Below are 14,149 nucleotides of genomic sequence, written 5' to 3'. Positions count from 1 at the left end.
ACGATGCTGTCCCGCACCGCAGACCACCTCTACTGGATGTCGCGCTACACCGAGCGTGCCGAGAACACGGCGCGCATGCTCGACGTCAACTACCAGACCTCGCTGCTGCCGCAGTCGGCCGAGGTCGCCAAGTACGGCTGGCAGGGCGTGCTGTCCATCAGCGAGCTGCTGCCGCTGTACAACGACAAATACGACCACATCGCACCGAATGAGGTCATGGAGTTCATGGTCAAGGACGAGAGCAATCCGTCGTCGATCGTCTCCTGCCTGAAGGCTGCCCGCGAGAACGCCCGTGCCGTGCGCGGCGCGCTCACCACCGAGGCCTGGGAAACGCAGAACACCACCTGGCTCGAAGTGAACCGCATGCTGCGCGCGGGCGATTTCGAGCGCGACCCGGGGCAGTTCTTCGAGTGGGTCAAATTCCGCTCGCACCTGTCGCGCGGCGTCACGCTGGGCACCATGCTCCAGGATGAGGCGTTCTACTTCTCGCGGTTAGGCACCTTTTTGGAGCGTGCCGACAACACGGCGCGCCTGGTCGACGTGAAGTTCCACGCGCTCAACAGCGAGTTCTTCGGTGCCGCCACCGAGGAAGACCAGGAGTACGACTTCTATCACTGGAGCGCCATCTTGCGCAGCGTCTCGGCCTTCGAGGTGTACCGCAAGGTCTACCGCGACGTGATCAAGCCCGAGCGCGTGGCCGAGCTGCTCATTCTTCGCGCCGACATGCCGCGCTCGCTGCACGCGAGCCTGGTCGAGGTGGTCAGCAACCTCGCGAAGGTGCAGAACGAGCAGAGCGCCGAAACCCAACGTCGCGCCGGCAAGCTGCTGGCCGACCTGCAGTACGCGCGGGTCGATGAGATCCTGGCGACCGGGCTGCATGCTTACCTCACGCAGTTCCTCGACCGGGTGAACGAGCTGGGTGGGCGCATCAGCCAGGACTTCCTGGTGCCGGCGCACTGAGCGAACGGATCGCGACGCCTGTGCCGATGCGGGTGACGGCCCATTCGCCACAGGCCTTTTCCATCGAGGGCTTTCTCGCACCCGAAGAGTGCGAGCAGTTGATCTCTCTGGCCGAGCGCGAAGGTTTCGCCTCGGCCGGCGTTCGCACCGCCGACGGACCGAAGGCCATGCCGGCCATCCGCAACAACGAACGCGCGATGCTGCCCTCGCCGGATTGGGTTGAACTGCTGTGGGCGCGGTTGGGGCAGGTCGCATTGCCCGAGGTCGCCGGACAGGTGCCCCAGGGCCTGCCGAAGGAATTGCGCTTCTACAAATACTCGCCCGGCCAGCGCTTCAAGATGCACAAGGATGGGCCGTGGCATGAAGACGGGCTGACGAGCCAGCTCACGTTGCTGGTCTACCTGAACGACGGCTTCACGGGCGGCGACACCGACTTCCGCGAATTCCGCGTCAAGCCGGAAGCCGGCGCGGCCCTGCTGTTCATCCACGACACGTGGCACGAAGGCGCCGCCATCGAGTCCGGAACCAAGTACGTGCTGCGCTCCGATGTGATGTACGGCAAAGCCGTTTGAGCGCGCTGCACCGCAGGCTGTCGGCTGCCTCGGCGTCCTAGCGGGAGAACGACTCCACCACCACCGGAATCTCTGGCGCCCGCCACTGGTAGGCATCACCCAGCACATTGCGCTCCGCCTTCTGCCCGCTCCAGCGAATGCCCAGCAGGTCCATCAGGCTCCAACCCGCCCAGTCCGCGCGAAAGGGCTGCTGCGCCGCGACGCCGGTGGGCAATGCCTCGCGGTTGCGCCAGACGATCGCCGGGATGCGGTAGCCCGAGGCAGTGGCGGGGCTGTGGCCTGCGCGGTCGCTGCCGTGGCCAACTTCCTGACCGTGGTCCGACAGGTACATCCAGGCGCGGTAGTCCTCGGGGCGGCCCGTGCTGCGGGTCTGCTGCAGCAGCTCCGACACCACGAAGTCGTGGTACAGCAGCGCGGCGTCGTACTCCTGGCGGAAGTGACGCACCCAGGCCGATCGGCCGTCCTTCATGAGGCCGTTCTCGACCGCATCGACGCTGTCGTCGAAGGGGTTGGCGTTCTCGGGAAAGCGCAGGCTGTAGTGCGGGTGCGCGCCCATCAGGTGGACCACGATGAGCTTGCGATCGGTGCTCGTGTCGGCAAAGGCTTCCTGCACGCAGTCGAGGATCTCGCCGTCGAGCGAGGCGCTGGCGCGGCCCGGCGTGCGGTTCACCATGTCGACCACGTCGGCATAGCGCGCGTGCTCCTGCTCGATGGCCAGGTCGTCGTGGTTGCTGATCCACCAGACCTTGTAGCCGGCGGCGCGCGCCAGGGCCAGCAGATGGGGTGAGCTTTCATTCGCGGGCTGGCCGAAATGGAACATGTTGCGCAGCGCGGGCAGGGTGCTTGCGTCTACTGACCACGCGTTCTGCAGCACGGCCATGCGGTCGCCTTCCTGTGCCTTGTGCGCCTGCAGGCGCGGCGTGGTCGGGCGGCCGTAGCCGTACAGGCCCATGTTGTCGCGGTTGATGCTGTCGGTAATGACGAGCACGACCGTGGACGGCCCTTCGCGCGAGAACACCGGGGCGATCTGCCGGGCCTGCGCCAGCTGCGCATCGCGGGTTTTTTCCTGACCGGCCCAGGCGGCGCGCTGGTCCTGCAGCGACTGCGACCACTGGGTCCAGAAGACGACCGGGTGCAGGCGGCGCCAGGGCTTGCTCACATAGGCCACGCAGGCCGCGAGCAGGATCAACAGCAGCAAAGAGCGCACCCAGAACGGCCGACGCGCACGCGGCGCCACGGCACCGCGCCGCGCGAACAGGCCCGCCACCACGCCTGCCGCCGCGAGTGCGGCCGACCAGACGACGGCGGAGCGCCAGTGCATGCGCAGGTACTCGGCGCTTTCGCGTGCATTCGTGTTGGCTGCCGCGCCCAGCACCATGGCGCTGTCGGGTGCGGCCTGGTAGGTGTCGAGCAGGTAAGCGCGCACCACGGCGTCGAGCCCGAAGCCCATGACCCAGAGCCACACGAGCGCCGTGCGCCAGCGCCGCAGGCGCGCGCTGTGCAGCGGCCACAGCAGCCAGAGCACGGGCGGGGCGGCGAGCACCGCGAGCTGGGCGATGCGGCGGCCGTCATGGCCCAGGGCGATCAGCGCCAGCAGCGTCGCGCCGACCACGCCGCAGGCCAGCAGGGCACTGGAGGAGTGACGCGGGGCGTCGGTGTGGGGGTGTGTCAAACGCGGCGTGGGGGAGTCGAAGGCGGCCGAATTCTGCCCCGCACCCTGCCGCTGCACGTTCAGTGTCCCGACCCTTGCGGGGTCTTTGAGTGCCGCCTCAGGGATATCCCCGCGGAACTTATTCGCGCCCAGCGTCCCAGAGGGGCTTCGCCCGGTGTTTGCCGGACCCGTGTCTTCTTGAAAGGAACCCTCGCCCCATGGCCCGATTCAGCCGCCGACTGCCCGCGCTCCTGCTCGCATTCTTCTTCTCGTGGATGGTGCTGCCGTCCGCCTTTGCCGCGCAGCCGCAGATGGTCAGTGTCGCGGTCAAGACGCTGAACATGCGCACCGCCCCCAGCCAGCGCGCCGAGGCGCACTGGACGGTGAGCCGGGGTTATCCGCTGCGCGTGATCGGCCGCAAGGGCGACTGGCTGCGGGTCACCGACTTCGAGAACGACAAGGCCTGGGTCTTCCGTTCGATGACGAACAAGACGCCGCACCACGTGGTGAAGGCGAAGACCGCGCAACTGCGCCGCGCACCCGGCGCGCGCAGCCCGGTCGTGAAGCGGGCCGTGTACGGCGACGTGCTGCGCACCCTCGAGCGCCGCGGTGACTGGGTGAAGGTGCGCCACGAAGGCGGCACCACCGGCTGGGTGCTGAAGCGCTCCCTCTGGGGCTGGTGAAGCCGAGGGCGTTCAGGTCGCGGTGGCCTGGCGCACGGCGCGCTCCCAGCGCGCCATCGATTCCTCGGCCTGCGCGCGGCCCATGGTCGGCATGAAGCGGCGCTCGATCTTCCACAGCTTCGAGAGCTGGCGCGCGTCGGTGTAGACGCCGGTCGACAGCCCGGCAAGGTAGGCCGCGCCCAGCGCGGTGGTCTCGATCACCTCGGGTCGCACCACCGGAATGCCCAGCAGGTCGGCCTGGAACTGCATCAGCAGATCGTTCACGCTCGCGCCGCCGTCCACGCGCAGCTCGGCGACGGGCTTGCCGCCTGCAGCCACGGCGTCGCGGCTCATGGCCTGCAGCAGTGCGGCACTTTGGTACGCGATGCTTTCGAGTGCGGCGCGCGCGATGTGCGCGACCGTGGTGCCGCGCGTGAGCCCGGTGATCGTGCCGCGCGCATCCGCGTCCCAGTAGGGCGCGCCCAGGCCGGTGAAGGCCGGCACCATCATCACGCCGCCCGCGTCGGGCACGCTCTCGGCGAGCGACTGCACCTCGGCGCTGCCCTTAATGGCCTTGAGGCCGTCGCGCAGCCACTGGACCACCGCGCCGCCGACGAACACGCTGCCTTCCATCGCGTACTGCGGCGTCGCATCGACCTGCGCCGCACTGGTGACCAGCAAGCCGTTGTGCGACGGCTGGAACGCGCCGCCTGTGTGCATCAGCAGGAAGCAGCCGGTGCCATAGGTGTTCTTGGCCATGCCGGCTTCGAAGCAGGCCTGGCCGAAGAGGGCGCTCTGCTGGTCGCCGGCCACGCCGCCGATGGGCAGCGTGTGGCCGAGCAGCGCTGCGTCGGTGTCGGCAAAGTGCGAGCTCGACGGCTGCACCTTCGGCAGCAGCGCGGCGGGGATCTTCAGCGCGGCGAGCAGGTCGGCGTCCCAATCGTTGGTGTGCACGTTGAACAGCATCGTGCGCGAGGCGTTGCTCACGTCGGTCACGTGCACCTTGCCGCCGGTGAGCTGCCACATGAGCCAGCTGTCGACGGTGCCGAAAGCCAGCTCACCGCGCTCGGCCTGGGCTCGCGCGCCGGGCACGTGGTCGAGCAACCAGCGCAGCTTGGTGCCCGAGAAGTACGCGTCGATCACGAGGCCGGTCTTGTCGCGGATGGTGTCCGTCATGCCTTCGTCGCGCAGCTGCGCGCACAGCGGTTCGGCGCGGCGGTCTTGCCAGACGATGGCGTGGTGCACTGGCAGGCCGGTGGCGCGGTTCCACAGCACGGTGGTCTCGCGCTGGTTGGTGATGCCGATGGCGTGGATGTCGGTGGGCTGCAGCTTGGCCTTGGCCAGCACCTCGCGCGCGGTGGCGAGCTGACTGCGCCAGATTTCCATCGGGTCGTGCTCGACCCAGCCGGGCTGCGGGTAGATCTGCGTGAGTTCCTTCTGGGCGATGGCGACGATGCGGCCTTCGCGGTCGAACACGATGCTGCGCGAGCTGGAGGTGCCCTGGTCGAGGGCGAGCAGGTAGGTGGTCATTCGGTGGATGTTTCTGGAATCAGATGTCGCGCGCGATTTCCAGCCGCACCTGCGCGGCATGCAGCAGGTCGGGAAACGGCGGCGGCGGCGCGGCGTCGGTGAACAGGCGGTCGATCTGCGAGAGCGTGCCCAGCTCGATCATCGCCGGCCGGTTGAACTTGCTCGCATCGGCCGCCAGCCACACCTCGCGCGCCTGGGCAATGATGGTCTGCGCGACCTTCACTTCGCGCAGGTCGAAGTCGCGCAGCGACCCGTCGACCTCGATGCTCGACACGCCGATGAGCGCGATGTCGACCTTGAACTGGCGGATGAAGTCGATGGTGGCTTCGCCCACCACGGCGCGGTCGCGCGGGCGCACCGAGCCGCCGGCCACGATCACCTCGCAGGCCGTGTTGCCGCTCAGGATGGTCGCCACGTTCAGGTTGTTGGTGATCACGCGCAGGCCCGTGTGGCGCATCAGCGCCTTGGCGATGGCCTCGGTGGTGGTGCCGATATTGAGGATCAGCGAGCAGTCGTTGGGCACCAGCTCGGCCACGCGGCGCGCGATGCGCGCTTTGCCGTCGGCGTTGAGCGTTTCGCGCTGCTGGTAGCCGATGTTCTCGGTGGTCGAACTGGGCACGCGCACGCCTCCGTGGAAACGCGTCAGCAAGCCCGCGTCGGCCAGCCGCTGCACGTCGCGGCGCACGGTCTGCAGCGTCACGCCCAGCATGTCGGCGAGCTGTTCGACGGTGACGGAGCCGCGCGCGCGCACGGTGTCGAGAAGGTTGATCTGGCGCGGATTGGAGTTCACAGAGACGTCGTGGAAAGCGGAAAGACTGGGCTCGAGGGTACAGGCCGCGTCACTTTAAAACGAAAGAAAACGAATCTTAGTAAGGGAAAACTCGGAGGAAAATCGCGCCAAAAGGAATCCAAATGAAAAAACTCGAAAATACAATCTCGGCCTTTGCTGACAAAAGTCACGAACCTACGGACCCCCAGCCTGTGACCGATTTCTCTTCTCCAGCGGCCGCGCCGGCCACCGATTGCGATGTGCTGATCGTCGGCGGCGGCATCAACGGGTGCGGCATTGCGCGCGACCTGGCCGGCCGGGGCTGGCGCGTGGTCTTGTGCGAGAAGGACGACCTGGCCTCGCACACCTCTTCTTCTTCCACCAAGCTGATCCACGGCGGGCTGCGCTACCTGGAGTACTACGAGTTCTCGCTGGTGCGCAAGGCGCTGCAGGAGCGCGAAGTGTTGCTCAAGAGCGCGCCGCACATCATGTGGCCGCTGCGCTTCGTGATGCCGCACGACCCGTCGATGCGCCCGGCCTGGATGATCCGCATCGGCCTGTTCATGTACGACCACCTCGCCAAGCGCGAGGTGCTGCCGCCGTCGCGCGGCATCGACCTGCGCCAGCACGCGGCCGGCGCGCCGCTCAAGGCGCAGTACAAGCGCGGCTTCGTGTACTCCGACGGCTGGGTCGACGACGCGCGGCTGGTGGTGCTCAACGCCATCGATGCGCGCTCGAAGGGCGCCGAAGTGCTCACGCGTACGCGCTGCATCCATGCGCAACGCGGCGCCGACGGCTGGGTCGCCACGCTCGAAGGCCCCGACGGCGCGCACCGCACCGTGCGTGCGCGCGCCGTGGTGAACGCGGCCGGCCCGTGGGCCGAATCCTTCCTGCGTGGCGTGGCCCAGTCGGCGCGCGGCGAGGCGCTGGCCACCAAGAGCCTGCGGCTCGTGAAGGGCAGCCACATCATCGTGCCGCGCCTGTTCGACCACGACCACGCCTACATCTTCCAGAACCCCGACAAGCGGATCATCTTCGCCATTCCTTACCAGGGCGCGTTCACGCTGATCGGCACCACCGACATCGAGATCAGCGGCGACGACCCCGGCGGCGCGCGCATCGCGCAGGAAGAAATCGACTACCTCTGCACGCAGGCCAGCCGCTACTTCGACAAGGCCATCGTGCCGGCCGACGTGGTCTGGACCTATTCGGGCGTGCGCCCGCTGCTGGACGACGCCTCGGGCGACCCCTCGGCCGTCACGCGCGACTACCTGCTCGAATCGAACACCACCGCCGCGCCGCTGCTGTCGGTGTGGGGCGGCAAGATCACGACCTTCCGCAAGCTCGCGGAAGACGCGGCCGACGAGGTCGGAAAGATGCTCGGCCAGTCCGGTGCGCAGCGCCCGGCATGGACCGACGGCGCTTTCCTCGCGGGCGGCGACCTGTCGGCCTGGATCGGGGCCCCCAAGCGCCCCGACGACGACTTCGGCCGCTTCGTGACGGCCGTGCAGGCGAAGTACCCCTGGCTCGACGCCAAGGTCGCGCTGCGGCTGGCGCGCGGCTACGGCGCGCGCCTGGCCGAACTGGTCGGCGAAGCGCAGTCGCTGGCCGACATGGGCACCGAGGTGGCGCCCGGCCTCTACGAGCGCGAGCTGCGCTTTTTGCAGGCACGCGAATGGGCCGTGAGCTCGGACGACGTGCTCTGGCGCCGCACCAAGCTCGGCCTGCACTACACGCCCGCCGAGCGCGAGCAGGTGGCGATCTGGCTGCAGGCCCACGCGACGAACAACAACGACACCGTGGAAGTGGAGGTGAGCTGATGCAGCTGACTCTGGAGCGCGTCACCAAGAAGGTCGGCGCGCACACCTGGCTCTACGAGCAGAGCATTGCGCCCAAAAGCGGCGCGGTGACCGTGCTGCTCGGCGCCACGCAGGCCGGCAAGACCAGCCTGATGCGTCTCATGGCCGGGCTCGACACGCCGAGTACCGGGCGTGTGCTGGTCGACGGCAAGGACGTCACCGGCACGCCGGTGCGCGAGCGCAACGTCGCGATGGTCTACCAGCAGTTCATCAACTACCCCTCGCTCAAGGTGTTCGACAACATCGCCTCGCCGCTGAAGCTGCGCGGCGAATCGAACATCGAGGCGCGCGTGAAGGCGCTGGCCGACAAGCTGCACATCGGCATGTTCCTCGACCGCCTGCCGGCCGAACTCTCGGGCGGCCAGCAACAGCGCGTGGCGCTGGCGCGCGCGCTCGCCAAGAACGCACCGCTCATGCTGCTCGACGAGCCGCTGGTCAACCTCGACTACAAGCTGCGCGAAGGCTTGCGCGAAGAACTCACGCAGCTCTTTGCCACCGGCGACTCGACCGTCATCTACGCCACCACCGAGCCCGGCGAAGCGCTGCTGCTCGGCGGCTACACGGCCGTGATGGACGCCGGCGAACTGCTGCAGTACGGCCCGACCGCCGAGGTGTTCCATGCGCCGCAGTCGCTGCGCGTGGCACGCGCCTTCAGCGATCCGCCGATGAACCTGCTGGCGGGCACGGCCACCGCCGGCCAGGTGCAACTCGCGGGCGGGCCCGCGCTCACGCTGGCCCTGCCTGAAAGCGTGTCGGGCCCCGTCACCGTCGGCCTGCGCGCGAGTGCCTTGAATGTGGGTGGAGGGGAGGGCGACATCGCCTTGTCCGGCAAGGTGGAGCTGGCCGAGATTTCGGGCTCCGACACCTTCGTGCACGTCGACACGGCGGTGGGCGAACTGGTGGCGCAGCTCACCGGCGTGCACCGCTTCGAGCTGGGCGCCGCGATCACGCTGTACTTCAGCGCGTCGCAGGCCTATGTGTTCGATGCCAGCGAAAAGCTGGCGCTCGCGCCGGCATGGCGCAAAGGAAGCTAGTCATGGCACGCATCGATCTCGACCTGGCCCACGCCTACCGCGCCAACCCCACGCAGGACAGCGACTACGCGCTGCTCCCGCTCAAGATGAGCTTCCGCGACGGCGGCGCGTATGCCTTGCTCGGCCCTTCGGGCTGCGGCAAGACGACCATGCTCAACATCATCTCGGGCCTGCTCGTGCCCTCGCAGGGCAGCGTGAGCTTCGACGGCCGCGACATGACGCGCGCCACGCCGCAGGAACGCAACATCGCGCAGGTGTTCCAGTTCCCGGTGATCTACGACACCATGACCGTGGCCGAGAACCTCGCGTTCCCGCTGCGCAACCGCAAGGTGCCCGAAGACCAGATCAAGAAGCGCGTTGGCGAGATCGCCGAAATGCTCGACATGAGCGGCCAACTCAACCAGCGCGCCGCGGGCCTGGCGGCCGACGCCAAGCAGAAGATCTCGCTCGGCCGCGGGCTGGTGCGCAGCGACGTCTCGGCGGTGCTGTTCGACGAACCGCTCACCGTGATCGACCCGCACCTGAAGTGGCAGCTGCGCCGCAAGCTCAAGCAGATCCACCGCGAGCTCAAGCTCACGCTGATCTATGTGACGCACGACCAGGTCGAGGCGCTCACCTTTGCCGAAGAGGTGGTGGTCATGACGCGCGGCAAGGCTGTGCAGGTGGGCAGCGCCGAGGCGCTGTTCGAACGGCCGGCCCACACCTTCGTCGGGCACTTCATCGGCTCGCCGGGCATGAACTTCTTGTCGGCGCACAGCGCCAACGGTGCACTCGAAGTGGCGGGCACGCCGCTGGTGCCGACGCGCGAGCTGCCGCCCGGCGCGCTCAAGATCGGCATCCGGCCCGAGTACCTGCGCCTGTCGAATGCCGGTGCGGCCGGCGCCGTGCCTGCGGTGGTGAAGCAGGTGCAGGACGTCGGCACGCACGCGATGCTGAGCGCGGAAGTCGGCGGCGGCGTGGTCAAGGTGCGCATGCACTCGGACGAACAGCCGCCTTCGGTGGGCGACACGGTGTGGCTGCGGGTGCTCGACACCCACACCTGCTACTACAAGGACGAGGAACTGGTGGCATGAACCCAACCAACAAGCCGATCAACCAGAAGGCGTGGTGGCTCGTGCTGCCCGTGCTGATCTGCGTCGCCTTCTCGGCCATCGTGCCGCTGATGACGGTGGTCAACTACTCGGTGCAGGACATCATCTCGCCCGACCGGCGCGTGTTCGTCGGCACCGAATGGTTCGCTGCCGTGATGCGCGACGACGAGCTGCACCAGGCGCTGTGGCGCCAGCTGGGCTTCTCGCTCTCGGTGCTGCTGGTGGAGATTCCGCTGGGCATCGCGCTCGCGCTGTCGATGCCGGCCACAGGCTGGAAGTCGTCGGCGGTGCTGGTGGTGGTGGCGCTGTCCCTGCTCATTCCGTGGAACGTGGTGGGCACCATCTGGCAGATCTACGGCCGTGCCGACATCGGCCTGCTGGGCCACGCGCTGCAGACGATGGGCATCGAATACAACTACACCGGCAGCGCGACCGACGCGTGGCTCACGGTGCTGGTGATGGACGTGTGGCACTGGACGCCGCTGGTCGCCTTGCTCTGCTATGCCGGCCTGCGCTCGATTCCCGACGCCTACTACCAGGCCGCGCGCATCGACGGCGCGAGCAAGTTCGCGGTGTTCCGCTACATCCAGCTGCCCAAGATGCGCGGCGTGCTGATGATTGCCGTGCTGCTGCGCTTCATGGACAGCTTCATGATCTACACCGAGCCCTTCGTGCTGACGGGCGGCGGACCGGGCAACGCGACCACCTTCCTGAGCCAGTACCTCACGCAGAAGGCCGTGGGGCAGTTCGACCTCGGGCCGGCTGCGGCGTTCTCGCTGATCTATTTCCTGATCATTCTGTTGTTCTGCTTCGTGCTCTACAACTGGATGCAGCGGGTGGGCACGCAAGAAGTGGAGAAAGAACAATGAATCCGTCGCCGAGCCGCCTCAAGGCGGATGCTCCCCCTCGGGGGGACGGCGCGCAGCGCCAAGGGGGTCAACATGTCTGAAAAACGCTTCCACAAGCGCAGCATCTTTTTGCTGCTGTACATCCTGTTCGCGCTGTTGCCCATCTACTGGATGATCAACATGAGCTTCAAGACGAACGAGGAGATCGTGTCGAGCTTCTCGTTCTTTCCGCAGCAGCTCACCTGGGCCAACTACGCGCGCATCTTCACTGACGAGTCGTGGTACTCGGGCTACATCAACAGCCTGATCTACGTGGCGATCAACACGGTGATCTCGCTCACCGTGGCGCTGCCGGCAGCGTATGCGTTCTCGCGCTATTCGTTCCTGGGCGACAAGCACGTGTTCTTCTGGCTGCTCACGAACCGCATGACGCCGCCCGCGGTGTTCCTGCTGCCGTTCTTTCAGCTGTACAGCACCGTGGGCCTCATGGACACGCACCTGGGCGTGGCGCTCGCACATTTGCTGTTCAACGTGCCGCTGGCGGTGTGGATTCTCGAAGGCTTCATGAGCGGAATTCCGCGTGAAATCGACGAGACGGCGTACATCGACGGCTACTCGTTCCCGCGCTTCTTCCTCACGATTTTCCTGCCGCTCATCAAGGCCGGCGTGGGCGTGGCGGCGTTCTTCTGCTTCATGTTCAGCTGGGTCGAACTGCTGCTGGCGCGCACGCTCACGAGCGTGAACGCCAAGCCGATCGTGGCGACCATGACGCGCACGGTGAGCGCCTCGGGCATGGACTGGGCCACGCTGGCTGCGGCGGGTGTGCTCACCATCGTGCCGGGCGCGATCGTGATCTGGTTTGTCCGTCACTACATCGCAAAAGGCTTTGCGATGGGTCGCGTCTAAGGAGACCAAGACATGTTCGACTGGATGGTCTGGACCACCCCCGTGGCCGTTTTCTTCACCTGCATCGCCCTCATGCTGGTCGGCATGACCGTGTGGGAGATCAAGTCGCCCACCGTCATGCGACGCGGCTGGCTGCCCATTGCCACCACGCGCGGCGACCGGCTGTTCATCGGCCTGCTGTCCGCCGCCTACGTGAACCTGGTCTTCGTCGGCGTGGCCGGCAAGGTGCAGGAGTGGCTGAGCCTGGAGGCCGAGCCCTCGATCTGGATCGGCTTCGTGCTGTCGATGCTGGTTCTTGCCCTGGTCATGCGCAAAGGCTAGAAAAATGTGCCCCCCGGCTTGTCACTTCGTGTACTTCTCCACCCCCCAAGGGGGAGGCGCGGCTCGCCTTGGGGCGGCCCGGCGGCGACCGCAACCTTAATTTCGCCAACGCGTCCGGCTCTCCGCCTCCCCGGAGCCGCGATGAAAAAACCGGGGAAGCACAACCGAGGAGACATATTCATGAAGATGCGCTACACGGCATTGGCAATGGCGGCGGCGATGGTCGCTGCGCACGGCGCATGGGCCGCAGAGCCCGAAGCCAAGAAATGGATCGACAGCGAGTTCCAGCCGTCGACCCTGAGCAAGGACCAGCAGGCGGCCGAGATGAAGTGGTTCATCGACGCGGCCAAGAAGCTGCAGGCCAAGGGCGTCAAGGAAATCTCGGTGGTGTCGGAGACCATCACCACGCATGAATACGAATCGAAGACGCTGGCCAAGGCCTTCGAGGAAATCACCGGCATCAAGGTGAAGCACGACCTGATCCAGGAAGGCGACGTGGTCGAGAAGCTGCAGACCTCGATGCAGTCGGGCAAGTCGATCTACGACGGCTGGATTTCCGACTCCGACCTCATCGGCACGCACTACCGCTACGGCAAGATGATGAACCTCACCGACTACATGGCCGGTGCGGGCAAGGAGTACACCAACCCCGGGCTCGACATCAAGGACTTCATCGGCACCAAGTTCACCACCGCGCCCGACGGCAAGCTGTACCAGCTGCCCGACCAGCAGTTCGCCAACCTGTACTGGTTCCGCGCCGACCTGTTCGCGCGCAAGGACCTGCAGGACAAGTTCAAGGCCAAGTACGGCTACGACCTGGGCGTGCCGCTGAACTGGAGCGCCTACGAAGACATCGCCGAGTTCTTCAGCGTCGACGTGAAGACCATCGACGGCAAGCCGATCTACGGCCACATGGACTACGGCAAGAAAGACCCGTCGCTGGGCTGGCGCTTCACCGACGCGTGGCTCTCGATGGCCGGCACCGCCGACATCGGCACCCCGAACGGCATGCCGATCGACGAGTGGGGCATCCGCGTGGCCGACGACAAGTGCACGCCCGTGGGCGCCGCCGTGTCGCGCGGTGGCGCGACCAACTCGCCGGCCGCCGTGTACGCGCTCACCAAGTACATCGACTGGATGAAGAAGTACGCGCCCAAGGAAGCCATGGGCATGACCTTCGGCGAAGCCGGTCCGGTGCCGGCGCAGGGCCAGATCGCCCAGCAGATCTTCTGGTACACGGCCTTCACCGCCGACATGACCAAGAAGGGCCTGCCCGTGGTGAACGAGGACGGCACGCCCAAGTGGCGCATGGCGCCCGGCCCGAACGGCCCGTACTGGAAGCAGGGCATGCAGAACGGCTACCAGGACGTGGGTTCGTGGTCGTTCTTCAACGGCCATGACGCCAACAAGACGGCTGCTGCCTGGCTCTACGCCCAGTTCGTGACCTCCAAGAGCGTCTCGCTCAAGAAGACCATCGTGGGCCTGACCCCGATCCGCGAATCGGACATCCAGAGCAAGGCCATGACCGACATGGCGCCCAAGCTGGGCGGCCTGGTCGAGTTCTACCGCAGCCCGGCCCGCGTGGCATGGACGCCCACCGGCACCAACGTGCCCGACTACCCGAAGCTGGCGCAGCTGTGGTGGAAGAACGTGGCCGAGGCCGTCACGGGCGAGAAGACCCCGCAAAAAGCCATGGACAACCTGGCCGACGAGATGGACAACGTGATGGGCCGCCTGCAACGCGCCGGCATGGCCCACTGCGCGCCCAAGCTCAATCCGAAGGGCGACCCGAACAAGTGGCTCAGCGACAAGAACGCCCCGTGGAAGAAGCTGGCCAACGAGAAGCCCAAGGGCGAGACCATCGACTACAACAAGCTGCTGAGCGCCTGGAAGGACGGCAAGGTGCGCTGAGGCGCCCCGCGCCACAGGGAGGATGGAAGGGTCGT

Annotated in this window: 13 protein-coding genes; 10 read left to right on the top strand and 3 right to left on the bottom strand. The window is 66.9% G+C overall.

The genetic code is table 11. From position 1 onward, the window contains the following. Positions 1-3 precede the first annotated feature (3 nt). Complete coding sequence (locus AAG801_RS00305; RefSeq protein ID WP_101492361.1) at positions 4-960, top strand: alpha-E domain-containing protein; 957 nt, start codon at positions 4-6, stop codon at positions 958-960. A gap of 26 nt (positions 961-986) precedes the next feature. Beyond that, positions 987-1,532, top strand: a complete 546-nt coding sequence (locus AAG801_RS00300) for a 2OG-Fe(II) oxygenase (protein ID WP_341886628.1) — start codon at positions 987-989, stop codon at positions 1,530-1,532. A 37-nt stretch (positions 1,533-1,569) separates the two neighbouring features. Here AAG801_RS00300 and AAG801_RS00295 read toward each other — a convergent pair whose 3' ends face one another. After that, positions 1,570-3,204 (bottom strand): phosphoethanolamine transferase, encoded by a 1,635-nt coding sequence (locus AAG801_RS00295; RefSeq protein ID WP_341886627.1) that lies wholly within the window; start codon positions 3,202-3,204, stop codon positions 1,570-1,572. A 197-nt stretch (positions 3,205-3,401) separates the two neighbouring features. Between AAG801_RS00295 and AAG801_RS00290 the strand changes: the two genes are divergently transcribed. After that, positions 3,402-3,866: an SH3 domain-containing protein gene (locus AAG801_RS00290; protein WP_341886626.1), complete on the top strand. Its 465-nt coding sequence runs from the start codon at positions 3,402-3,404 to the stop codon at positions 3,864-3,866. A gap of 12 nt (positions 3,867-3,878) precedes the next feature. Here AAG801_RS00290 and glpK read toward each other — a convergent pair whose 3' ends face one another. After that, on the bottom strand, positions 3,879-5,375 hold the full coding sequence (glpK, locus tag AAG801_RS00285) for a glycerol kinase GlpK (RefSeq protein ID WP_341886625.1): 1,497 nt from the start codon (positions 5,373-5,375) through the stop codon (positions 3,879-3,881). 19 nt (positions 5,376-5,394) lie between these two features. Next, positions 5,395-6,165, bottom strand: a complete 771-nt coding sequence (locus tag AAG801_RS00280) for a DeoR/GlpR family DNA-binding transcription regulator (RefSeq protein WP_099796344.1) — start codon at positions 6,163-6,165, stop codon at positions 5,395-5,397. 122 nt (positions 6,166-6,287) lie between these two features. On the opposite strand from AAG801_RS00280, the gene glpD reads away from it, so the two are divergent. From glpD to AAG801_RS00245, 7 genes are all read left to right on the top strand, one after another. After that, the gene (gene glpD / locus AAG801_RS00275) at positions 6,288-7,964 is read left to right on the top strand and encodes a glycerol-3-phosphate dehydrogenase (protein ID WP_341886624.1); all 1,677 of its coding nucleotides are present in this window, start codon (positions 6,288-6,290) and stop codon (positions 7,962-7,964) included. After that, on the top strand, positions 7,964-9,037 hold the full coding sequence (locus AAG801_RS00270) for an ABC transporter ATP-binding protein (RefSeq protein ID WP_341886623.1): 1,074 nt from the start codon (positions 7,964-7,966) through the stop codon (positions 9,035-9,037). The genes glpD and AAG801_RS00270 overlap by 1 nt, the downstream gene beginning before the upstream one ends. Before the next feature lie 2 nt (positions 9,038-9,039). Continuing rightward, entirely contained in the window at positions 9,040-10,110 is a 1,071-nt protein-coding gene (locus AAG801_RS00265; protein ID WP_341886622.1) for an ABC transporter ATP-binding protein, read from the top strand. Next, entirely contained in the window at positions 10,107-10,997 is an 891-nt protein-coding gene (locus AAG801_RS00260) for a sugar ABC transporter permease (RefSeq protein WP_341886621.1), read from the top strand. Before AAG801_RS00265 ends, AAG801_RS00260 begins: the two co-directional genes overlap by 4 nt. Positions 10,998-11,069: 72 nt before the next feature. Continuing rightward, a complete protein-coding gene (locus AAG801_RS00255; protein WP_341886620.1) occupies positions 11,070-11,882 on the top strand; it encodes a carbohydrate ABC transporter permease in 813 nt (270 codons plus the stop codon). Between the two features lie 12 nt (positions 11,883-11,894). Continuing rightward, positions 11,895-12,203 carry a DUF2160 domain-containing protein gene (locus AAG801_RS00250; protein ID WP_341886619.1) on the top strand — a complete coding sequence of 103 codons (309 nt, stop codon included), beginning with the start codon at positions 11,895-11,897 and terminating at the stop codon, positions 12,201-12,203. A gap of 180 nt (positions 12,204-12,383) precedes the next feature. Next, positions 12,384-14,114, top strand: a complete 1,731-nt coding sequence (locus tag AAG801_RS00245) for an ABC transporter substrate-binding protein (RefSeq protein WP_101492371.1) — start codon at positions 12,384-12,386, stop codon at positions 14,112-14,114. The last annotated feature ends 35 nt before the right edge of the window (positions 14,115-14,149 follow it).

It is taken from the genome of Variovorax sp. YR752 (genome assembly GCF_943372545.1).
The sequence above is the reverse complement of the archived record's forward strand: the minus strand, read 5'-3'. Positions and strand labels throughout refer to the sequence as shown.